This window comes from Paenibacillus sp. FSL M8-0228 (assembly GCF_038007385.1).
GTDB classification, from domain to species: Bacteria; Bacillota; Bacilli; order Paenibacillales; family Paenibacillaceae; genus Paenibacillus; species Paenibacillus polymyxa_D.
Map to the genome: position 1 here is coordinate 4,011,788 of NZ_JBBOXA010000001.1, position 23,969 is coordinate 4,035,756.

The following is a 23,969-nucleotide window of genomic DNA, read 5'->3' on the forward strand; positions in this document are numbered from 1 at the left end:
CCATTCTCCTTCCTGTATTCCGATATCTATCTTTCAACCTTTGAACTGATTTTCGAAAACCTGCGTTTGCTCTAAAATCACCCACTGATTCAGCTCGTCGTAGCCCTGGACAATCGCCGTGATCTCATGCCTCGGATACATCCACTCAGATGGGGTCTTTTCCGCATATGAATGGGTGTCTGCCAATCCGACTGTATTGTGCTGGAAAATATGAATAAGTGTTCCATGTGGGAAAAATGCTTCAATATAACCCTTTACCTTAGTCCCAACGGGCAGTACGGTTTTGACTTGATGCCATTCCTTGTTAAAAGTGTGAAGATTGTTGGACCAGACTTCTTCAAACTCTTTTTTTGTAATTTTCGTATAATAGGGCTCTGTATCATCAATTGCTTTCTCGGCTAACAAGAAATGATATTGCTCGTGCTTGCGATTAGAAGCAATAAAAGTACCGTCATCCTGGATCACAATTTGCCGATAGGCTACGCCGTCTGAGTCTATTTCAAAATACCAGGTTCCCATGCCTGGTTCCGGACAATCTTTAAGATATTTCATTGGCCCCTCCTAAAAGGATGTATAACCGTGTCATTTCATCTTTCTTTTTCCGCTATAGACTCTTGTCAAGTATGCGAGATATTCCGAACGCGTCAGGCCTCCCGTTTGGCGGTTGAACTCATCGTACGAAATGTCTTCCGGGAATCCGAATTCGGCCAGTGCTTTTCGGCGCTCTTCCCGATACAACGGGTTATCCAGCGTGTGGTGCCACTCCCGCTCTTCCCAAGGACCAAAACAGTCTGCAATGACACCTGAATACACACCGTTATTTAACAATTCCCGCGAAGACTTGAACACTGTCTCCCCTTCCGGTTTGGAAATTGTGCCCGTTCCCCAGGACAGTCTATATATTCTTTCTTTACTGCTATCTATGCTACTGCCGTAACCCATCGGAAACACAATATCCTCTTCCGCCAACGCTTTATGCCCTATCCGCTCGTAGGACCCTCGCATAAAGGAATCATCCATGACAATCCAGGTTGCATCCGATAACGGGGCGGCCGTGATGGATTCCAAAGTTATTGAACGGTCACGACTTGTACACAAATACGGACGTACGAACAAAGGCATTGTCATGACACTATTCCATATGCTCTCCTTTGCAAACAACTGATCCTTTTGCATTTGGCGCAAATCTCCGACGACCAGTACATAGCCATCTGTAAAAAGGTCTATTTCCACGCGGAAGATGTCTCCCGGAATGGTTTTATAACGCAGGTTTTTCATATGCTTCAATCGTTCCACCTTACGATCATAGTCGTTAGGTACAAGCGACGGGTAACGTTGAAGCCAATCGATGATCTCTTCTTTACTATGTAAATGCTCACATCCAGTGATGGGCAATCTCACGCCAGTTTTGCTATTCACAGCAGTAACATAACTAATATTACGATCTCTTCGAATGCCTGCTGAAAAGGACACACCTTCTGCTGTGATGCTCGAAACACTTGTATAATTCAGTTTTTTCTCTTTGCCACGAGCCGTTTTAGGCAGAACAAATGCCCGATCACGAGTAAAAATCTCTACATCAGCTTCTCCATAAGCATCCTCTTTGGAAGAAATTCGCTTGCGAATAACATCTCCATCCATACAAATAAAATATCCTTCTTTAATTTCTACTACGTCCCAATGTTCTTCCAGCGTCTCCAGCCCAAAATAGGGTCGTAACGCGTTCGTTAACCAACTATTCATCTGCTCCTCCTGTTCCGAGTACAATTCAGTAGACTTCATTTCTGTTCTTCCAGAAATTATAACATAACACGGCATGTAGCTCGTTTATTCATACATTGTTCCAGCTTGGACCAACTCCTCCTGAATCCAGCTACTGCTGGTAGACAGTTGGAGCAAGTCGGCCGTGATCTGTTTAACCTGTTCTTGCAGCACGTGTGGCTGATCTGTTCCTTCCAGAAAGCGACTCATAAAATGAAGAAAAACGTCTACCTTCCTAAGCAGCATTAACACAGGCAAAGCGTCAACCTCGGATTGGCTTAAACGAACCTGACGGCTGAAGCCCCGGCAAAAATCACGAACAGCTGTCGTTTCCTCCGGTTGTCCCAAAAATCCTGATAAAATGACCGCCGGATCCATGACCCGAACGTCCAGCGTACAAAATTCAAAATCAAGCAGTGCAGCCACCTGACTAGGGTCAGAATCCTTTACCAACAAATTGGAAGCGTTCAAATCTCCATGTACAAGCTGATGCGGTAACTCTTCCAATGCATGAAGTGAATCTATAATCTCTTCATATACTTTTCCTATCAAACGCAGCTCCTCATGTAAATCTTTTAGAGGCTCCGGCGGGTTTAAACAAAAGCCTTGGATTACTTCCCGGTTACATAATGGATAGGATTGCTGCAAAGCATAATACGGCCGATAGACTGGAGTCATATCAAGATTGAGTGTTTCAAGTGCAGCAGATAATTCGCCAGCAGCCTCGCCAAAAGAATGGGCAAAGCTAGGATCCTGCTCCAATGGGGATGTGCCTTCTATGTATTCGAACAGACACACATATTTGCCACTATCCTTCTCAACCTGTGCAAGTGTCTCTCCCGTAATCGTTCGGATTGGCATTGGAACCCTGAATGATAGAGAATGCCTGCTCAGTTCCTGCAAAACCGCATGCTCAAATTCGATTTTGTTCCGATCCCTGTGTGTATCGTAGATGCGCAGTACCCCACTTCGCCCACCGCTCTTAACAAAATACGTCGTATTATTCCAACCTCCGGTTCGTCTCTGTAGTGTCCCGTCCCACTCCGGCCAGTGCCGTCTTAATACCGCTTCCAAAATGTATCCTCCCTATTAAACATCCGCTTATGAATTTGCCGATATTATAACAAATATAGACGCCCATTAGAATTGGACGTCCTTGTGTATCCTTCATTTCCTCATTTGTTTGTTTCGGATATTCTGCGGGGTGGCACCATACGCTGTTTTAAATTTTTTATAGAAAAAACTCATGCTGTTATATCCGACCTGCTTAAAGATCATTTCGAATGGCAGGTTGGTATTGACTACCAAAGAATAGGCCGCATTAAGTTTAATGTTGGCAATAAGCTGCGTGTAAGTAAGACCGGTTACTTTTTTCAACTTATTACTTAAATACGTACTATTGTAATTAAAATGAGTAGATAATTGCTGGAGGCTTAAATGCTGATAATGCTCTTCCATGTAATTCAGAATAGAAGTAATATTACTTTCCTGCTGGTTTAAGTGAATATTATGCTCGCTTTCCAATACACGGACCAATTCCCCAAATACAATGGACAAATAAGCCTTGACCAGCTCCATTGAATCCTCTTGCCTGGAAAAATATTCGATCAAGATTCTACGCAATATATATTGAAGGTTTTCATTATGCTGTGACTCAAAAATAATAAAGTGATTATGATGCTGATGCTGGAGGACTGAATTGGCAAGAAACTCGCCGATCAAACTTTTTTTCTTAGATAGCCGCTGTAGAAATAGGGATGAAATCGTTTCTCTTTGCAGGAGGATATTAATCAGTATATCGTTTTCTCCCAAAGGTGCGATGCTGTGCGGTACATCCTTATCGAGGACACACACTTGGCCTTCACAAAGCTCAATTTCTTTACCCGCTATGATTTGGTTGCACTTACCTGAGTAAACATAGTTTAACTCAATAAATTCATGCATGTGCTCCAGCATCGGAGCAAACCTGTTGTGCTTGCTAATATAAATATCATGTTCTCCGAAGAAAAATAAAGCAGGCATACGATACATATTCTGATTTATATCAAAAAATCGCTCATTTTCCGATTCTTTGGAGAGATCATTAATCACTTGATTGTTTTGCTGTTGTAAAAGTTCAATTTCAGTTTTACTTCTCAGCAACTGATCCAACTCATGAAGGTTCATAAACACAGACTCCTCCTTCAGACTCCCATTAACTGTGAACTGCCGTCTGTGTTTTGCTTCCCTTTCCTCTAATAGCGATTCCCAGACAGAGGAGCGCAGCAATCATAAATACAATCGCAGAGACGAGAAAGGAAAATGAGGCAGTTTCATTCCCAGACAACACCCCAACTAACTTGATAACATAAGGCGAAGCAAACGCTCCCAAATTGGAGCCTACCATTGCAATCGAAATAGATATCGTCTCACTGCCTTTAGGTACGATTTTAGTTAGTATCGTAAAAATATAAGGAATAAACAGCGCAAAGCTAAAGCCAATGATCAGCATGGCAACCGTAACCATGGTCACATTCTGAGCAAACCACAGCAGGACAAAACCTGTCGCTGTTAAAAAACTGGAGATAAAAGGTGCGTAATTTCTGAACCATTTATATATTCTACCGAACAAGAAGCCTGCAATCATAGTTGATAAGGAGAACAGCGTCAAAGCGGTCCCTAAAAACCCTGCGTTAGGCATACTCTTTTCAGCAATCATAATACCTGTTTTGGTATACACAATCATGATAAAGGTCATAAACAGGAAAAGTGCAGCCCCTAATCCAAGTACAGGTAGGGACATTCCCCCACTCTTTTGGCCCGTTCCTGTCGTGCTCACTGTAGGCTCCTCACGCTCTGGTTCAGGAATGATAAAAAAGAACAACAGTGCGATAGGAATCGTGATCGCATAGCACAAAAAGGCAAACGGCCAGTCGATTAGGGCAAGCTGTCCTGCCACAAAGGTAGCCAAGCTGCTTCCGAGCCCTTGTACAGCGCTTTGAAAACCTACCAATTGAGCACGTTCATCCCCTTCAAAAAAATCACTAATTAAACTGACAGCCAGCGAATTGAACATCCCCAGGCCTGCACCTAGCACCAAACGCAACGCGAGAATCCATGTAATGTTCGTAGTGAGCATAGGAAGTATTCCGCCGATGACCACGAGCAAAAGTCCTAGCAGGACTGTATTTTTTTTACCCAAGCGGGAAGAGATCGGGCCACTCAACAGCACAAACAGCATCATCGAGAAAGATGGGATTGTAACTATGCTTTCAATCAGTGAACTGGAGACTCCCGGTAATTGGTTCAGCATCATCGGGATGATAGCTGAAATAGCACTCGCTGATGTCAGGACTAAGGAAATGGACAACAATGCTGTTTTAAACCATATTTTGTTTTTAATATTCATCAAGCTTCTCACCTCTAGTCTATGTTATTTAGCCTCTGGTTGTATTTGTACTGGAACGTATACTGTCCAGATCCGACGGTAAACGTCAATTCATGATCTCCACTCAGTTGGAAATCAGGTTCTCCGGGAGAACCTGATTTCCCGGCCAGCTCTTGTGGCACATTACCAGGCGGATACTGAATCGACGGGTATTGCTTAGTAATGGTCTGTTGTAATGCATCTGGCTCTAGAACGCCCGGAAGCGTAATCTCAGCTGTCGTATTATGTGGTACGTGAACCGTCATCCGCATTTCTTCATTCACGATTTCCCAATGGACAGCAACCTCACCATAAGGTGTCTCCAGCTTGCCATGGGCCGAAGTAAGATTAACAGGCGGTTTGGGTGCTAACCGTGACTTTTTGTAGCCCGCTTCAAGCACATCGATTCCGGCAATATTTTGGTACATAAAGTCTCCAACTGAACCGTACGAATAGTGATTGAACGAGTTCATATCGGTGCTCCAGAACGAGCCGTCCACTTTGATACTGTCCCAATGCTCCCACATGGTCGTTGCTCCCCGTTCAACCTGATAGAGCCAAGAAGGATAATCTTTCTGAAATAAAATTTTATAAGCTATATCTGTATAGCCATTGTCGGATAAAACCAGGCATAGATAGGGTGTGCCTACAAAGCCAGTATCCAAATGCATATCATTTTTTTCTATCAGCCGTACGAGCTCCTGAACCACTTGCTTTTTATATTTTTCTGGTACCAATCCGAAGTGCAAAGCCACAACCTGTGCAGTCTGGGTATTAGAAGTCAGTTTGCCAGCGTCATCAAAATAACGGTTCGCAAAAGCGCTTCTAATCCCCTCATGCAAGCTTTGATAAGTGTTGTAATCGGTATAGCGATTCAGCAGTTTGGCGGTCTGCGCCAAGATATGAGTCGAATACGCAAAGTATGCAGTCGCTACCAACGTTCCATCGGTCGCTCCAAAATAGCTTCCTTCCTCGCTATCCAGCGCCAGCCAGTCTCCCAGCTGCAAACCAGTATCCCACAAATGTTCCTCGGTCCCCTGGGCACGAATATAATCGACCCATGCTTTCATACTGTCATACTGCTGAGCTAGAATTTGCTTATCCCCATAACATTGATAGATCGTCCACGGACATACAACTGCTGCATCTCCCCATACGGCTGTCGTTTGGTCCATATTGTCTGCAAAGGTTCCTTTGAGGACATCCGGCACGACAAAAGGCACAGCCCCATTCTCCAGCTGGTTGTAAGCCAAATCTTTCAGCCACTTTCGAAAGAAGGAAGCACTATTCATATTGAAGCTGGCCGTTCTGGCAAAAATCTGTGCATCGCCGGTCCAGCCTAATCGCTCATCACGCTGCGGGCAATCGGTCGGCACATCCAGGAAGTTCCCTTTTTGTCCCCATACAATATTGTGCTGGAGTTGGTTCAGCTTTGGATCGGATGTCTCGAACAAGCCAATTGTCGCCATGTCTGAATGCAAAACAACGCCTGTAAAATCTTCAATGGCTACGCCAGCCGGAAAGCCCTCAAGCTTCACATACTGGAAGCCTTGAAAAGTGAAATGCGGCCTAAATATCTCCGTCCCCTTGCCGCTGCAAATGTACGTAATCTGCTGCGCTGCATCACGAATATTATCTCGGTAAAAGTTCCCTTGCTGATCCAGTACTTCACCATGAACCAGATTCAGAACCGTACCTTCGGGGGCTTCCACTTTAAATTCCAGCCAGCCTACCATATTTTGACCCAAGTTAAGTACTAGTTCGCCTTTAGGAGTCCAAATCAGTTCAACAGGCTTTAATCGGTTCATTACACGGACAGGCTCGTTCTCCTGAGCAACCAGATGACTTAACGGAAACGGGGCGACCTGCATCATTTTCCGTTCGTTCAAGAAGCGATGTTCGGCTGCCTGCTGCTCCAGTCGAGCATCATAGATTTCGCCGTTATAAATATCTGACATCAAAATGGCACAGCTCGTTTCCTCCCAGGAAGAATCAGAGCAAATGAGTTCTGAACGGCCATCTTCATAGCTAATCTTCATTTGAAATAGCAAAGCATTCGTGTTCCCGTAGGTATCCTTGCGCTTTTGCCAGCCTAGATAGCCGCTGTACCAGCCTTCTCCCACCGTGGCTGTGATGCGGTTATGTTGTTCTCGAACGGTAGAAGTCACATCATAGGCTTGCACCTGAACACGATCGTTATAATCTGTCCATCCCGGGGTAAAGTAGGCATCGCCTACTCTTTGTCCATTGAGCTCCAGCTCATACAGACCAAGGCTTGTGGCATAAATGACTGCTTTTTTCACTTTTCCCTCAACTGAAAAACACTTGGAAGCAGCAAAAGGGGCTCTTGTCTGAAACTTTTCATGGATGCTTCGCTCCTGCACTGTAATCCATTGTGCCTTCCAGTCCTGCTCATGGAGCAGCCCCATTTCCCAAAAGCCAATCTCACTCCATTCCGATTCCTCGGGTTCGGTGTCACCCGCTCCCTGAGCCCATACTTTTACCCGGTAATAATATCTTTGTCCTGATTCGAGTGGAGGACCTTCATAGGGAAACAAAATGGATTGTTCCGAATAGGAAAAATGATTCCAGAGCAGCGGTTCAAAAGCGGGATTTATGGCTACCTGCAATTGGAAGCGTTTTTGGAAAACGTATATGTTGTCAGATTCAATTTGCCAACTTAATCGAGGCTTTAGACAACCCAGTCCAATCGGATTGTTTACATGTTCACATCTAAGCGCTTTCACTTTTAGCATCTTATGTCCTCCCTGAGATCTTCTTTTGTGTTTCTATACTCAAATTAAAACGCTTCCATTAGTTGTGCGCAATGTTGTATCCCTGCATGTTGTATGCTTGATTTACAGGTGTTGAATGTCCATCCCTCATATCGAATCTTAAAATGGGTCTATTAGAAAAATATGTACGTGTGACAGCGCAGTACTCAAAAGGAAAACTCTTGTTTTTTGTACATATGGATTGTAGTATTAAGCCGATCAGTGAAAGGAGAATTACAGTAATGGAAACGAACTACAAAAAGCTGCTGGATCAGATGATCGCACCCTATGATGAAATGCTGCAGAGTCTAATAAGTGATCACGCCGATTTTTCGAAGGTTGACTATTTGGAGCAACACAGTGAGGAATATGGAAAAAGTGATGCCAATTATACCCATCGCTTGAAGGTGCTTTTGGCTTTGTATAATCTTGAGGATCGAGATTCCCCGCATTACGAACCGATTGTGAGAAGGCTGCTCGTTAATGAGATTATAGATAGGGAAACGAACAGTTTTCAGGGGATTGGAGATGCTCTGCATTATGCCGTTTTTTTACTGCAAAAGTATGAGCGTGAACAGGACCAAATTTTGTTCCAGCAGGCCAAGAAAGCCAATTTCGATACATACGCCGGGTTTGATCCTGAGTTGATTTTGGAAACATATTTGTTCAGCAAAGATACAGCTGATCTTGAAGATTGCATCAATATCGCGAGTGAACTCGGGGAAGATGTATACCTATCATTATTTATTGATTTGTGGATCAGAGAGCAGACGGATTGGAACAAGGAAAATTTACGGACACTCGTTTACCATGAGAGATGGCGCAACCAAGCAGAAGGTGAAATTGAAGCCCTCAAAAAGCTGGCCGAAATGGAGAAAATAGAAGAAAATCCTAGTAACTACTGTTCTACTGCATCCAGCTTGGCAGAAAAGCTCATTGAAACAGGACGATGGGATGAAGCTTGGGAAACGATGGCAACCATCATTCCGCTTATTACTAAGGAAAAAGAATGGTTCCTGTACGGACTTGGCCGCAATATAATTACAGCCTGTATCCACATCATCATGCATTTTGGAGCAAAAAGCCGACAGGCTACTTCGTTATGGCAAACGATAAAAGGGGTTCTTCAACCTGCCGCTAACAATATGGGGACCATTCAATATCAGCTTGCTGTATCTGTCAGCAAATTTATGGGTGATACCAAATTGGAGCAAAAGTTACTCCGGATTCGGAAGCAACGTCAATAATCCAGTTGCCATAAGGAGCCTGTCGCATGCAATGTAAAGAACGAGGCATTTGACCCAGCAGCTCGCTTTCCAGTTGCCCCTCGAAGCGAGGGGCAGCGAAAATACGGATTGCAGTGCATTGCCTTCCTCTACAGATTTCCGGTCACGATAATACCATCTGCTTGCTTCAAATGCGCTCTGACCCATGCTGTAAAGGAATCGATAAATATGCGTAATTCTGGCTCCTTGGCAGGCCAAGCATCCAATTCTGTTAATATTTCATGCCATACCGACGCCTGAATCGGATTATCCCAGCAGGCATCAAAAGCCTCATACCTTTCCCCCGTGTCAGGATCGACAAGTGGATATATGGACTTTAACACAGACAGCACGATATCAAAGTCATCTGCGTAGATGAAGATCATCTCCTCCAGCTTTGGCTCATCTGTATCCCCATAGCGCAGCGGTTCAAAAGTATATCCAATATTGGCTCTTGGACCACTATAGCGATAGATTAGTGTCTGAATCTCTGTTTTTCCTTTCTTAGTCACTCTCTCTTACTCCTCTCTTCGGCTACAACTCGAACCAATCCGCAGCGCATTTCTCTTCTTCCAGTGCCCTACACATTCCTTCCCTCAACCCCATCGCATCTCCGCCGCCGATATGAAATAGACAATAGATATAAGGTTCATCATCTTCTAACCCTTCAATATTTCTTGCCTCTTCCACTGAAATCTGAAGCGCTTCAGGCCAATCAGAATTATTCTGAAGCAGAACAAAACCATCCTCATCCCTTTGCATCCGATATCCCTCAATCCTAGGCAATGCTTCAGCTAAGCGTTCCATTAGCGCTTTAATATCCTTAACATCTGCGACCTTAATCCCATACTCCCAACCCATCTGCATTCCTCCAATTTTATGAACTCCTCCTTAATTAGAACCACCCCTAAATTGGGTTTCACCTTCTCATTCACCTCAGGAAATTCACTTGGATTCAGTCATAGTCCGCATATAAGAGGTATTCCTTACAATGCCTGCACTGAAATAAATAACCCCGGAACGATCCGTCACGTTCCATGCTTTCCCGTATTCGACTCTTAGCCTCTTCTTCATTATACAAAGCCAGAATAGGCATAAACATCAGGTTGACATCATTTTCTATCCCTCTACTGACAAGCTCCTACCAGCCCACAAAATCTATAAAAACACAGTAGTCATCACAGTGATCCAGCCACGCGGCGGTCTGCCATGCCTCATAACCGGGAGTCCGATGCAGTAGCTCATCCAGCTTTGGTTCCTCCAATTGTGCACAGCAAGCAGGGTCATGAAATGTTCCCTGTAGCATGCTCGCAGCGCTACCATTCGCAATACACCAAGGACAGATCGCCTCATAAGATAATGCTGTATAAAAGGGACCCGCGTACCAGATATCGGTCTGCCGTCCACAACAGGAACACGTTTTCAAAAAGCCTGATTTAAGGATCTGAGTGCGTACAGGGTCTTGATGATAAGTAAACACAGGGAGATCGGAAGTTTTCTTGCGCTTGGCTACTTTGATTAAAGGCTTAATCACCGGCAGTCGAATCGGGCTATTAATCATCTCTTGAATACTCCACTGTTTCTTCAAATCTGCTTTATTTTTCCGGTTCATGACGGACATAAAAACCTCTAGCGCCTCTTCGTATTGATGCAGGTGAAGATACAACTCTGTCAAAATTCTGGCAGCCTGCTCGCTTTCTAAGCCCTCAAGCTCTTCCTTCAATTGGTACATGGCTTGTACAGCCTCGGGACTGGGTGCGTACAAACTATATCTTTTGTTTAGTGCCACCCATTTTTGCTGGATTTCCATAAGCCCCCCACTTCCTTCTGATTTTCCTGAAATTTCTTATAACTTATTATAATAGATATAGGCTTCCGGTGAGTATACCCCGGAAGCCTATGGATTCATCTAACCAATCTTTTATTTATTTTGCCTTATGAGGAACAGGCTCACTATTCCCGTTTCTTTTTCTCACTACCCACATAATAACAGCCATAACAGCTACCAAGACTGCTATAAGCGTAAAGGGAATATATTTGTCCACTCGATACAAGGTGGTCGTCAAAATAGGAGCAATGATCGCGGAAATTCCCTGTACCGCAGCTACCAGCCCCGCTGCTCCCCCTTGCTGCTCTTGACTGACTGAAAGCGAAGCACCTGCCATAAAACCGGGCATCAGTAAGCCTGTGCCTATGCCAAACATAAAGAACGCTGCATAGTAAACGACCAAGCTGGCTGAAATCAGAAATAATGCCATTCCAGCAATCAGGAATAGAGAACCAAGTAAAATCATCGGCTTAGGCTGCCATTTAAGCCATTTCATCTGGATGATCTGCACAATCAGCATCGCTGCCCCGGAGAACATAAGTCCAAAGGACACGACTCTTGCTGTTTCTTCGGATGTAAGACCTAACTGATCTTGAAAATAAAAACCACCTATAACCTGAATAGTCACAATACTTATCATCGTAACCAAGCCTGCAAACAAATACATTCTTAGACCTGGCTGGAGGGGGTTAATTCGAGCGGGTTTTTGCTGAATAACGGGCTGGGCCGCCGGAATCGCCAGCAGAGACACCACGAATGCAACAGCGGCAATGACAATTCCAAAATATAAGGGCCATAACAGCCCTATTAAAGTAAAGGCACCTGCAATCGCGGGACCAAATACCAGCCCAAGCCCATTCGCCGCACTAATAATAGCCATACCACTTCCACGCTCTTCTCCTTCCGTTACATCTCCCATATAAGCTTGGGACGATGACAACACCGCCGGGATAAAGCCACCAATTAAGCCGCGTGTAACAATCAGCAGGACTAACAGCAGCCCCCCACTGAGCCAACCATTTAATCCTGCAAAAAGAGTAAGTGTAAACAACAGGCAGCTTACACACATCCCTATGAAACCAAGCAGAATCACCGGCTTGCGTCCCTTTGCATCACTTAGATTTCCCCATACTGGAGCCATTAAGGCCATCGTTATAGAACCAAGCGATATAATTAATCCGGAATGGCTTTCTCTTAAGCCTAATTCACGAATAAGGGGCGGCATAATTGGAGCAATGAGCATGAGCCCTAGCATAGCCACAAATACACTGAAAAAGATGCTCCCTTTTATTCTATTCATCCTCGCACACTCCTCTGTTAAAGATTCTCTCTATGCAGAAGTATACGGAGCATACCAAAACGCTACTGCCTATAGACGGATAAATTTGCGGTTAAACGGATTTAATTTTGCGTATAAAACAGCAGCCAGTCTTCAGACAGTAAAAAATGGCCTGCATTCTATGGCCCAATGGGCGTCGTTAATTATAGAGTCGCTCTTTCGTTGTGAAATGAACTACATCGGTCTCTTCATCGCTGACTGGATGGAAGGGCTTCATTTCCTGGCATGTTATTACGATATATGATGTACAGTCTTTTGCCTTTAGTAATTAGCGTAGCTGTGGGTTGAGTCTGTATATCGATGTCTAAGGGGGAAATCTCAGTGAAAACAAAAATAGGATCAATCATGAAGGTAAGATCGTTAAGAACGAAGTTAACCATAATGTGCTTGATTATTTTAATTGTACCCACATTCGTGATTGGAATCAGTTCTTATGTTGTTTCCAAGAATGAAATGAATGAATCAGGCAAAGTAGCACTTAAGAATAGTGTGCAAATGGTAATTGGTATGATTAGTTTCCTCAATGGGCAAGTCGAAGCCGGTAATTTAACATTGGAAGAAGCACAGGAAAAACTGCGCATCGAGCTGCTCGGTGTAAAAGATGCTAATAACAAAAGACCGGTAAAGATTAAATATACTGTAGGTAAAACAGGTTATCCGTGGGCAGTCAACCAAGATGCCGTTTCAGTGATGAACCCTTCAAATGAAGGCCAGGATTTAATAAATGCCGTATCGGAAGACGGTGTGCATGTGGGAAAAGAGTTTGTAGAAGCCGGTACAAACGGCGGTGGATTCGTCACTTATAAATGGGCTTTACCTGGTACAGATCAAGTGGAGACGAAAATTTCGTACGTTGAAAGGGATCCTTATTGGGGATGGATCATCGGTTCTGGAGCATATTTTAACGAATTTAACAGCGGGGCGACCAAGGTCCTTTATATTGTCCTGATTATTACGACTATTGCAGTTATTCTGGGAGCAATTATCGTAAGCTTTGTTTCGGGACATTTTACGAAGCCTATTATCATGATTGCAAAGCGGCTTAACTCAGTTGCGGACGGTGATTTAACGGTCGAAGAAGTCAAAATGAATTCAAAAGATGAGGTTGGCGAGCTGGCACAGGATTTCAATCATATGATTAAAAATATTAGATATTTGATCGGTGAAGTAAACCTGTCCACAAAGCAGGTAGCAGCTTCCTCGAAAGAATTAACCCTTGGTGCAGAGCATACTGGGCAGGCAACCGAGCATATCACCATCGCGATTCAAGAATCGGCGGCCGGTGCGAAGGAGCAGCAACTGATGCTCCAGAAGACAACCAGCTCGCTTGAAGAAATTTCAATAGGCATGCAGCGGATCACGGATAGCTCCTTGACTATTGCTGAATCGTCTGCAGACGCGATGGAAATGGCGAGCCTTGGCGGTACTGCTGTACAACATACGGTGAAGCAAATGGACTTGATTAACCATTCCGTCAATGAAACCGATGCGGTTATGAGGATGCTGGATGAACGTACTCAACAGATCGACACGATGCTGCATGCCATTACGGATATCGCACAGCAGACCAATCTGCTTGCCTTAAATGCTTCGATTGAGGCTGCCCGTGCAGGCGAGGAAGGCCGCGGTTTCTCCGTAGTTGCTGCAGAGGTGAGAAAGCTGGCCGAACAATCGAACCAGTCTTCCGGGCAAATTTCCGGGTTGATTCAGAATATGCGCAAAGATATGGAGCATTCGCTTAAGACCATGGAACGCGTAAAACAGGATGTCGACTCTGGTATTAAAATTGCCAATGAGACAGAGCAGCAGTTTAACAAAATTGTGACGTCCACCAATCATATCGCGCAGCAAACAGAAGAGCTCGCAAGCATCACGCAGCAAATAACCGCAAGTGTCCAAGAAATTTCGGCGGGCGGAGAGAACGTATCAAGTCTGGCGCTTCAAGCGGCGGACAACTCGCAGAATATTGCAGCGTCTGCAGAAGAGCAACTGGCTTCGATGCAGCAGATCACCAGTCTGGCCACGACCTTGTCGGATATGTCACAAAAGTTACAGGATCTAACGGTCAAATTTAAATATTAACGGAATAAATCTTTCCAAAATATTACGCTAAACTGTCATTCATATTATGAGGTCAACCCGTTCCTTTGGGTTGACCCTTTTTGCATTTGTTCTGAGAAATTACTGAAAAGGCTCGCAAATCGTGATCCCCTTCTAGCGATGTGAATTGGGCACGGTTTTTGTCGATTTGGTTCAGAATTGGTTCAGAGGCATTTAGTATAGTAAATCAGTAATGTAAGAAAGAAAATTATATTAGTAGGTTAGTCATCATGGAGGATCTTAGTAAGTTCATCGTGACACCGGAAATTTATGGAGGAAGTTTATGCGTAAAATCAAGTCTTTTTGTTTATCTTATCTTGCTGTTATCGTCTTATTAGGGACCTGGACATGGAGTTTTTCCGAGAGTGCTGTGTATGCAACCTCCTCACCAGTACCAAGTGTAACGGATGCTGTGTATGCTACTGAAACCACGGTAACGAGTTGGACAAATCCTTCTAAACAAGGTCAATCCGTAACGTTTAGCATCAAAACCATCTCAACCCCACAAATTACGAAAGATTTAACCGGCTCGGTTATCCTTATGGACGGTACAGATATATTAGATACGCTTACGATGAGGCCAAATGGCATTGCGAATGGATATGCCACTGCGACCTACACCACAAGCGATTTAAGTGTGGGAAGTCACCCAATTACTGCTATATATAGTGGGGATGCTCGATTTGCCCCCAGTACATCTGAGCCATACATTCAGGTCGTAAATGCATCTGCGCCTACACCTTCACTGAGACCTACAGTAACTACAATATTGAGTTCGCTGAATCCGTCTAATCAAGGTCAGGAAGTAAGGTTTAGCTTGAGGACAACCTCAAACCCACAAACTTCGGGCGATTTAACCGGAACGGTCATCCTTATGGACGGCACGAATATATTAGATACGCTGACGATGGAGCCAGTGGGCATTTCGAATGGCTATGCCAATGCGTACTACACTACAAGCAACTTAAGTGTGGGAAGTCACGCAATTACTGCTATATACAGTGGGGATGCTCGATTCGCGCCGAGCACCTCTGATGCCTATATACAGGTTGTAAATGTAAATGGAAATGCAGGCACGGGTGATATTAGCAATAACGACAGCAGCAGTAGCAATAAAAAAGATAAGAAGGATAACGCGGATAGCAGTGACTCATCTTCTTCAAGTGAAACAACCGCATCTTCATCACCATCGGCTTCTTCAACGGTTTTACCGACTGCGGAAATCATGCCAGTAGAGCAATCCGAGGTTGCGCATGAAAAATATATAACGGGTTATCAGGATGGTACATTCCGACCGGACCAGTCAATTACACGAGCTGAAACCGCCGCGATGATGGCTAGGATTATGAAGTTGGAGATAAAAGAAGGCTCAACGACATACAAAGATGTACCTAGCACGTATTGGGCAAAGGATTCGATTATAGCACTTACGACACAGCACCTTATGAATGGATATGCAGATGGAACATTTCGACCAGAGCAACCCATTACCCGTGCAGAAATGGCAGCAATACTCGCATCCTGGAAGCAGCTTAAAGGAACGCAAACCACAGCGTCTCCTTATACCGATATCGAAAAGCATTGGGCAAGGGATTCCATTGTAGCGTTAGCTAATGCAGGATGGATTACCGGCTATAACGATAACAGCTTCCAACCCAATAAATATATAACACGAGTAGAAACGGTTACCATTTTGAACACGATCTTAAAACGAGGACCCCTGGAAGGAACCATTCAGGCTACATGGAAGGATGTACCAACAGATTACTGGGCATTCAAAAATATTGAAGAAGCGTCTCGTACCCATACTTCAACCATCAATACAGATGGCATTGAAACTTTCGTGAAATAAGCACCAAATAAAAAGTCTGGAATCCTATCTATACAGGGTTCCAGCTTTTTGTTACCTTGATATTTTTTTAAAATGGTCAAAACAGAATTTTTAAAATACTTTCTTCAAAGATGATGGTTTCACTCCGTATTCCCGAAAAAATTGCTCTGAAAATGCACTCACATTACTGTATCCTACAGCCATCGCAGCTTCTGTTACATTGCTTTCCTGGCTTCTAAGCAGCTTCATCGCATAATCAAGACGAATTTGGCGCAAATATTCAAATACAGTCGTTCCAAAACATGCTTTGAATCCTTTTTTTAATTTAAAATCGTTTAATCCAATTCTTTTGGATAATGCGATCAGTGAAGGAGGATCAATCATGCTGGATTCAAGGATTTGCCGAGCCATATGCAACTTTCTGACATCTTCTTTAGATAAGCCTTCGGGCATGGGAGTTAAATCAAATAATTGAATCATAAACCTATTCAAAATCTCTAGTGCCGCTGCTTCCATTAATAAAGGCGATCTATGCACACTTTTCAAATCTTTGATCAAATGTTCAATCATCACTATACTTCTGTGATCCAGCTCAAAACTAAGGTGATGGAACGCAGCACCCTTCAGAATTTGTTTAAATTCAATAGCTACCTGGCGACGAGCCGCCAACTGTGAAGCCGCATAATTAAACAACGAAACAGGAATGCCAAGTGCAAAGGATTGGTATTGTTCGTTAATCGGAGGATGAAAACGTGCTTTGAAATCCTGTAAAAAAATAAGAGTACCCCACCCTATCGGGAGCGTGTAGTCCAGACCAGCTATATTCACATGACGTTGACCCGAAAGTGCAAATTGAAGTTCAATCATTTGTCCTTTGGAAGCAAAGTTCGTCTGGTAAGGCTCGTGATATTGGATATGCGAATACACAATCTCGATACCGCTGTAAGTCGTAACTCTGTAGATATGTCCGTCACCTGCTTCCGGTAACATCATATACGTATGCTCGTTTTGTTTTCTAAACGGAGTTTTTTCCAAATAATGGTTATATATTAATGATAACGAATTTGAATTCACAAGCGTCCACCTCAAAGGTTTTCATTCATTTTGATGATCCAAATGAGAATCGTTATCATTAATATTAGCTGAATTTGAACGATTTGACCAGACTTATTGGAGTATGCTGTGAAGATATCCGGGGAATCTATTAATCCCAATCCATATAAAACGTTGCCTTCAATTTACCCTTCTCACATGCGGGGCAGCTTAAATGATGAGGAGCATTGTTTTCAATATGCTCCTGTTCCATAACACTCGTGCATCTAGGACAAGCATAAGAAATCCTGTACTGGGATGAGTCCGATTTCATCTCTATAAACAATTCATTGCGTATAGTCTTGCAGACTGGGCATACATACAGAGCCTTATAAGCATCATATCTCGTCGAAGGGTCGCCTATGAATTCCTCAATACGTCGTTTAAGGGCAGCAACTTGCACAAACGAAGCAATGGATTCCAAACTCATATATGCAAAACCAAATCCTACAAATACGTTCCCAGTATAAGTACAGGTATCACAGACCAGCTTGTACGCTTCCCCCATTTGTATCCCTCCACATCAATCATTCTTTTTATATCTATCTCTTTACGAGATTTACTGAATGAGTGACCCGGTTTCTCCCGCCACTTTTGGAAGCATACAGAGCTAAATCCGCTTGATGAACAATTGTTTGTTCCGTATCCGCTTGCGTAACCGTTGCCACGCCAATACTCACAGTAATGCTGTATTCTCCCCAATCCCTTGAGGCCGTCATGGAACGATATTTTTCTGCCGTACGAATGGCTTCCTCTTGATCGTTGCCCGGAAGAATAATGACAAACTCCTCGCCACCATAACGAGCGACAATATCCATCTCCCGTGACATGGATTGCAGTAATTCTGCCAGATTCGTAAGCACCAGATCGCCCACCGGATGACCATAAGTATCGTTAATACTTTTGAAACGATCAATATCAATGATAAGCAGCGAAAAAGATATTCCGCTCTCATGAAAGGACGCGAGGCTAGCTAGTAATTGATCTTGGAAATACCTTCTATTTTTGAGGCCAGTTAACGGGTCCGTGGATGCCATCGTTTCAAGCTGGAGATTGATCCTTACTAGCTCCTGCTGTTTGATTTCATATTCTTCGTGCAACCGTTCAAGCTTCTGATTCGCTTCATTCGTGGCCTGATATAATTCCTGAAGCTTGGTTTTGGTCTGCAGGATATCTCTCTCATGTTCAATTCGCTTACGCATCATAAGCACGACACAATCAATAACCGTTTCTCCGTTTCGTTCCTGACGAACCCCGTTCAGAAGTACAGGCACATCCTGTCGATCACTTGTCCGAAACGAAAAGTACATCTCATCGACATGCCCGTACAACTGAATATAGGGATAAAAATAAGTATGAAAAAATAGCTTGTTGGTAACAGACATTGTCATTTCAATCGGCCATCCGAGCAATTGATCGCGTTCATAAAGAAGCATGTCCAATAACGTTTGGTTTACCGATTGAATGATCCCAGCGTCCGAAATTGAAAAGTATCCACAGGGAGCTTTATCTAATTGAATATCCATTAAATGACTGCCTTTCTTTCGATATTACACACTAGCTAAATATTCTTTGATTAAATCGCTCGTTTCTCCTGGTTGGCTTAAATGAGGATAATGCCCCTTTGCTCTCATCTGCTGAAGTCTGCTATTTCTAAGATGGGTGTGTAAATAGTCCCCTACCTCAATCGGAGCAATACTATCATCTGAGCACTGGAGTATAAGTGTAGGAACCGAAGCATGCTGAAGATCAACACGGCAATCTGAAAAAAATGTAACCTCTGCGAATTGCCGTGCAATATGAGGATCTCTTGAACAAAATGCCTTTTCCAATTCTTCGGTTAAGTCCCCTCGCTCGGGATTCTGCATAGCAATGGGCGCCATGTAACTAGCCCAGCCAATAAAGTTCATTTGCATCATATCCAGTAATTCATCAATATCACTCTTATCGAAGCCCCCATAATAAGAAGGCAGGTCATTCACATAGCGTGGAGAAGGACCGAGCATGACAATGCGTTCAAAATATTGAGGGCTGCGGATCGATGCGAGCATTCCGATCATGCTGCTAACGGAGTGTCCGACGAATATGGTATTTCTTAAGTCTAACGCTTCCATAATATCCAGCACATCCTGGGCATACCCTTGCAAGTCACTGTATTTTTGGGAATCATAGTACTTTATTTGAGAATCTCCCGAACCAACATAATCAAATAAGACGATTTGGTAGTTGTCGATAAAGCTAGGGACGATATAACGCCACATATCCTGGTCGCATCCAAAGCCGTGAGCAAACACAATCGTCTGGCTACCTGTGCCTAGCACTTTTATATTATTACGTAGGAGAATATCAACGGTCATTGTGAATCACCTCTCTGAGGTAGTATCTGTTCTATGGCTTCTCTTCCCTATTATATCGGAAAAGTTTCGATTATGGATAATGACTCTCATTCATAAATCCAGCGTTCAATGATCCCTTTTACCTTGTGCACATGTTGCTGTGATAAGGAACAAATAATAACCAATTCGTTTTTCCCATTTGTATCTAACCAATAGTGAACGTCATCCTCTTCATTAACCGTTTCTTGAATGATTCTGATGGATTTATGACTTATTTTTGATTTAGCCGAAAAAATGGGGTTCATATCCATAACTTTCTGACCATTAGAAAAGGATGTGTTGTAATAAGGAATCACCCAGTTCTCCTTATCCTGATCTTGTACTACATTTAGAAATACACGCACCCAATAATCCTCTAGTTCTGTGTAACTCTGTTCATTCAACTCATTCAAATTCATACATGTAACCACCCATCTTATACACTGGTTGTCTGACGGCTTGCAAGGATTGTTCAATACGCCCTGTTGCTTCCTTGGTGCCCGTAGACATTTTGCGGATTTCTGTAGCGACAACCCCAAAACCTGCTCCTGCGTCACCCACCCGAGCAGCTTCAATCCAGCATTTAATCCAAGCAGGTAATATGTATCCACTTCCTCAAATTTTGATATCAGCCCTACCCTCTATTTCGTCATTTTCACCCCATGTATTTAGTGAAGCAGCGCGTACCGATTAAAATTGGCACGCGCTGATGGTATGACTTTTATGAAACAGGTACTAAGATTTAATCCAGCTGCTCTCCATTGGTTTCGATCACATTCTTATACCAATAAAAGCTCTTCTTTCTGGATCTGGCAAGTGTCCCTTTGCCTTCATTATCCTTATCGACGTATATAAACCCATAACGCTTTTTCATTTCTCCGGTTCCCGCACTGACCAGATCAATACATCCCCATGGCGTATACCCTATTAGGTCCACTCCATCAGCAATTGCTTCTTTCATTTGCTCAATGTGTTGCTTCAGGTAATCAATTCGATAATCATCGTGAATGAAGCCATCTTCTTCCACTGTATCTACGGCGCCAAGACCATTTTCAACAACCATTAACGGGATTTCATATCGGTTATAAATATTATTGAGGGACCATCTCAATCCCTGTGGATCGATCTGCCAATCCCAGGCACTTGCTTTTAAATGAGGATTCTTTAAGCCCATAGATAAATTCCCTCCCACCTTCTCCTGGTTAGGATCGGCACTGACACAAGTAGAAGAATAATAGCTGAAAGTATAGAAATCTACGCAGCCTTCTTTTAAGATGTCCTCATCTCCTTCTTGCATTGTGATCTGAATATTATGATCTCTAAAATAGCGTTTGGCAAATCCCGGATAAGCTCCTCTTACTTGGACATCTGAGCATAGGAAATTACTTAAGTTATCCTTTTGTTGAGCCAGCAGAATATCATCAGGATGACATGTAAGTGGGTAGGAACACATATAAGCAATCATACAACCGATTTTAAAGTCCTTGTTGATTTCATGACCCAGCTTTACAGCCTTTGCACTGGCAATAAATTGATGATGCAACGCCTGATACAGAACCTGCTCATCCTTCACTATAGCATGGGCTAGCTCTCCATTCCCCTCCGGCATCATAGCTCCAGCCATGAATGCTCCAAATGACAAGGTTAAAATATTGATTTCATTAAAGGTTAACCAGTATTTTACGACATTTTTGTATCTGTTAAAAAGCACTTCACAATATCTCACATAAAAATCTACGACTCTGCGATCTGACCAACCATTATATTTTTGGGTCAAATGAAACGGTGCTTCATAATGTGAGATTGTAACCAAAGGCTCAATATTGTACTTTTTCAATTCTGCGAATACACGATCATAGAACTGCAAGCCTTGCTCATTCGGCTCTGCATCATCTCCGTTAGGAAATATTCTTGACCACGCAATGGACATCCTAAAGACCTTGAATCCCATCTCTGCAAATAAGCGGATATCCTCTTGATAGCGGTGGAAAAAATCAATAGCCTCGTGACTCGGGTAGTTCACTCCTTCTTCCAGCATAGGTGTAATTCTTCGGGAAGTCGTATGCGTTCCAGCCGTAATCACATCAGCAGTGCTTAAGCCTTTACCTTCTTCATTATATCCACCTTCAAATTGGTTGGCAGCCGTTGCACCTCCCCATAAAAATCCTTGTGGAAATTCCAATGTAGTTGTATTTTTCATTGTTTAATTCCTCCTCAACATTAATTAGGATTAGACTACGACGGTCAATAAGTCCTCTTGATACTCAATTGCCTTTTTCTCTGTTTCAATGACATCCAGGTAATTCGTAGTATTGGCAACGATAACAGGTGTGGTCAAAACATACCCAGCCTCTTTTATAGCTTCCATATCAAACTCCATAAGCAGCTCGCCTTTTTTAACAGCATCCCCCTGTTTTACTTTAGGATAGAAGTGTTTGCCTTTTAATTTGACCGTATCTTTGCCTACATGGATGAGGACTTCAACACCGTGATCACTTGTAATGCCAATCGCATGACCTGACGAAAATAATGATGTTAATACACCATCTACAGGTGAAACGACCTTACCTTCAGAAGGTTCAATGGCAATCCCTTTACCCAAGGCACCTGTCGAAAAGGCTTCATCTGTTACTTCAGATAAAGACTTCACTTCACCTTTTAATGGACTCATCACCGTCTCTTGTTTTACTAAAACTTCTCCTTTAGCTGCTCCCGAGGTGTTATCTTCCTTTTTAGCTTCTTTCACTTCATCATCTTTAAATCCGCCAAAGAACATAAGCAAGAAGCCTAATACAAAGCTTACCAGGATACCGATAACAGCCCCATAAAATCCGCTGTCTATTCCTGCCGGACTGATATAGCTCGGGATAGCAAAAATACCCAATCCACCAATGATATAACCTTTCGTTCCCATCATTCCTATAATACCGCCGCCTACTGCAGATGCTATGCAGCTTAAAATAAATGGTTTCTTACGTGGTAATGTAATCCCGTAAATCGCTGGTTCTGTCACACCAAAAATCCCGGAGATGACAGCTGGAATGGAAAGTGATCTCAGTTTTACATTTTTGGTTTTAAACAAAATTGCCAGTACGACGCCCGTCTGAGCAAAGGAAGCTCCCAGCGTAGCCGCAAGAATCGGATCGAATTTAAGAACGGCTAAGTTGTTCATAGCGATAGGAACAAGTCCCCAGTGTAATCCAAAGATAACAAACACTTGCCAGAAAGCGCCCATGATTATGCCTTCAATCATTGGACTTAAGTTATACACAAAGAGGGTTGCTGCCCCAAGCAGTTGACCTGCCCAAGTCGAGAGAGGTCCAATCACAATCAATGCTAAGGGTACAATAACTAACAATGTGAAAAACGGAACCAAAAATGTTCTCACTACGCTAGGGATTACCTTTTTAAAGAAGTTTTCTATTTTTGAGCCTACATAGGTGGATATGATAATTGGAAGAACGGTTGACGCATAACTCATCAGAATGACCGGAATGCCTAAGAAGGTGATATATACCGGTGACTCAAATATAGTACCGCTAAATAGAGTGTATAGTGGTTTGCCCGAGGCTGTTATCGTGCTAAATGTTGGGTACACAAGGGATGCACCTATAGCCATACCTATGAAAATGTTGGCATTGAACTTTTTAGCTGACGTATACCCCAGGAAAATAGGAAAGAAGTAAAATAAACAATCACCTAAAGCATTGAGAATTTGATAGGTACCCGATGTAGTGGTCAGCCAGCCCAAAGCTACAAATAGGGCAGTGAAGCCCTTAATCATACCTGTGGCACTTAAGACACCTAACGTGGGTGTAAATACACCTGAAATAGTATCAATGAATCTATTGAACAAACTCATTTTTTCACCTGATGCTTCTTCTGAATCTCCTGTCTGAAAACCACCCACAGCAGTAACATCAGCATAAACCTCAGGTACATGGTTACCTATAACAACCTGGTATTGCCCGCCACTCTTTACCACAGTGACAACACCATCCATATTTTTCAAAACCTCTGTATTGGCTTTACTTTCATCTTTTAGTTTGAAGCGCAAGCGTGTAATACAATGAGTTAGACTATTCACATTTTCTTTGCCGCCGACATTTCTGATGATGTCTTTTGCTAATGTCTCATACTTCATTGTAATTTCCCCTTTAATTGTATTTATAAAAAAAGGCGAAACCAAAATAGATCA

At 43.1% G+C, this 23,969-nt stretch carries 19 protein-coding genes and 2 pseudogenes; 3 read left to right on the top strand and 18 right to left on the bottom strand.

Annotation, left to right across the window (positions count from 1 at the left end; translation table 11 throughout):
- Nucleotides 1-33: 33 nt before the first annotated feature.
- The 6 genes from MKY98_RS17925 to MKY98_RS17950 all read right to left on the bottom strand — a co-directional run bounded on the left by MKY98_RS17925 (nt 34) and on the right by MKY98_RS17950 (nt 7,923).
- Entirely contained in the window at nt 34-552 is a 519-nt protein-coding gene (locus MKY98_RS17925) for a hypothetical protein (protein ID WP_069010518.1), read from the bottom strand.
- Nucleotides 553-582: 30 nt separating this feature from the next.
- On the bottom strand, nt 583-1,743 hold the full coding sequence (locus tag MKY98_RS17930; RefSeq protein WP_069010538.1) for an immunity 26/phosphotriesterase HocA family protein: 1,161 nt from the start codon (nt 1,741-1,743) through the stop codon (nt 583-585).
- Between the two features lie 84 nt (nt 1,744-1,827).
- Entirely contained in the window at nt 1,828-2,835 is a 1,008-nt protein-coding gene (locus tag MKY98_RS17935; RefSeq protein ID WP_081317525.1) for a phosphotransferase, read from the bottom strand.
- Nucleotides 2,836-2,928: 93 nt separating this feature from the next.
- On the bottom strand, nt 2,929-3,927 hold the full coding sequence (locus tag MKY98_RS17940; protein WP_029515487.1) for an AraC family transcriptional regulator: 999 nt from the start codon (nt 3,925-3,927) through the stop codon (nt 2,929-2,931).
- 28 nt (nt 3,928-3,955) lie between these two features.
- Nucleotides 3,956-5,149 (bottom strand): MFS transporter, encoded by a 1,194-nt coding sequence (locus tag MKY98_RS17945; RefSeq protein ID WP_341011062.1) that lies wholly within the window; start codon nt 5,147-5,149, stop codon nt 3,956-3,958.
- 14 nt (nt 5,150-5,163) lie between these two features.
- On the bottom strand, nt 5,164-7,923 hold the full coding sequence (locus MKY98_RS17950) for an alpha-L-rhamnosidase (RefSeq protein WP_069010516.1): 2,760 nt from the start codon (nt 7,921-7,923) through the stop codon (nt 5,164-5,166).
- A 260-nt stretch (nt 7,924-8,183) separates the two neighbouring features.
- Between MKY98_RS17950 and MKY98_RS17955 the strand changes: the two genes are divergently transcribed.
- Nucleotides 8,184-9,188 carry a hypothetical protein gene (locus tag MKY98_RS17955; RefSeq protein WP_069010515.1) on the top strand — a complete coding sequence of 335 codons (1,005 nt, stop codon included), beginning with the start codon at nt 8,184-8,186 and terminating at the stop codon, nt 9,186-9,188.
- A gap of 128 nt (nt 9,189-9,316) precedes the next feature.
- On the opposite strand, the gene MKY98_RS17960 is transcribed toward MKY98_RS17955, so the two are convergent.
- From MKY98_RS17960 to MKY98_RS17975, 4 genes and pseudogenes are all read right to left on the bottom strand, one after another.
- Complete coding sequence (locus MKY98_RS17960; RefSeq protein WP_069010514.1) at nt 9,317-9,718, bottom strand: hypothetical protein; 402 nt, start codon at nt 9,716-9,718, stop codon at nt 9,317-9,319.
- 22 nt (nt 9,719-9,740) lie between these two features.
- On the bottom strand, nt 9,741-10,067 hold the full coding sequence (locus MKY98_RS17965; protein WP_069010513.1) for a hypothetical protein: 327 nt from the start codon (nt 10,065-10,067) through the stop codon (nt 9,741-9,743).
- A gap of 94 nt (nt 10,068-10,161) precedes the next feature.
- A pseudogene (locus MKY98_RS17970) lies at nt 10,162-11,016 on the bottom strand (CbrC family protein).
- Between the two features lie 115 nt (nt 11,017-11,131).
- Nucleotides 11,132-12,334 carry an MFS transporter gene (locus tag MKY98_RS17975; RefSeq protein WP_029515494.1) on the bottom strand — a complete coding sequence of 401 codons (1,203 nt, stop codon included), beginning with the start codon at nt 12,332-12,334 and terminating at the stop codon, nt 11,132-11,134.
- Between the two features lie 360 nt (nt 12,335-12,694).
- Here MKY98_RS17975 and MKY98_RS17980 point away from each other — a divergent pair, with 360 nt between their 5' ends.
- Together MKY98_RS17980 and MKY98_RS17985 are read left to right on the top strand one after the other, a co-directional pair.
- Nucleotides 12,695-14,455: a methyl-accepting chemotaxis protein gene (locus tag MKY98_RS17980; protein ID WP_081317524.1), complete on the top strand. Its 1,761-nt coding sequence runs from the start codon at nt 12,695-12,697 to the stop codon at nt 14,453-14,455.
- A 301-nt stretch (nt 14,456-14,756) separates the two neighbouring features.
- Nucleotides 14,757-16,325, top strand: a complete 1,569-nt coding sequence (locus MKY98_RS17985; protein WP_069010511.1) for an S-layer homology domain-containing protein — start codon at nt 14,757-14,759, stop codon at nt 16,323-16,325.
- A 90-nt stretch (nt 16,326-16,415) separates the two neighbouring features.
- Here the strand turns inward: MKY98_RS17985 and MKY98_RS17990 are convergent, their stop codons facing one another.
- From MKY98_RS17990 to MKY98_RS18025, 8 genes and pseudogenes are all read right to left on the bottom strand, one after another.
- The gene (locus MKY98_RS17990) at nt 16,416-17,378 is read right to left on the bottom strand and encodes a helix-turn-helix domain-containing protein (RefSeq protein WP_069010510.1); all 963 of its coding nucleotides are present in this window, start codon (nt 17,376-17,378) and stop codon (nt 16,416-16,418) included.
- 130 nt (nt 17,379-17,508) lie between these two features.
- On the bottom strand, nt 17,509-17,904 hold the full coding sequence (locus MKY98_RS17995; protein WP_069010509.1) for a hypothetical protein: 396 nt from the start codon (nt 17,902-17,904) through the stop codon (nt 17,509-17,511).
- 34 nt (nt 17,905-17,938) lie between these two features.
- Complete coding sequence (locus tag MKY98_RS18000) at nt 17,939-18,922, bottom strand: sensor domain-containing diguanylate cyclase (protein ID WP_069010508.1); 984 nt, start codon at nt 18,920-18,922, stop codon at nt 17,939-17,941.
- A 24-nt stretch (nt 18,923-18,946) separates the two neighbouring features.
- A complete protein-coding gene (locus MKY98_RS18005; RefSeq protein WP_069010507.1) occupies nt 18,947-19,753 on the bottom strand; it encodes an alpha/beta fold hydrolase in 807 nt (268 codons plus the stop codon).
- 86 nt (nt 19,754-19,839) lie between these two features.
- Entirely contained in the window at nt 19,840-20,190 is a 351-nt protein-coding gene (locus MKY98_RS18010; protein ID WP_029515501.1) for a hypothetical protein, read from the bottom strand.
- A gap of 13 nt (nt 20,191-20,203) precedes the next feature.
- Nucleotides 20,204-20,367 (bottom strand): annotated as a pseudogene (locus MKY98_RS18015) (methyl-accepting chemotaxis protein); the annotation flags it as partial.
- A 146-nt stretch (nt 20,368-20,513) separates the two neighbouring features.
- Nucleotides 20,514-21,971: a glycoside hydrolase family 1 protein gene (locus MKY98_RS18020; RefSeq protein ID WP_069010506.1), complete on the bottom strand. Its 1,458-nt coding sequence runs from the start codon at nt 21,969-21,971 to the stop codon at nt 20,514-20,516.
- A gap of 30 nt (nt 21,972-22,001) precedes the next feature.
- On the bottom strand, nt 22,002-23,915 hold the full coding sequence (locus tag MKY98_RS18025; protein WP_029515503.1) for a beta-glucoside-specific PTS transporter subunit IIABC: 1,914 nt from the start codon (nt 23,913-23,915) through the stop codon (nt 22,002-22,004).
- Nucleotides 23,916-23,969: the final 54 nt, after the last annotated feature.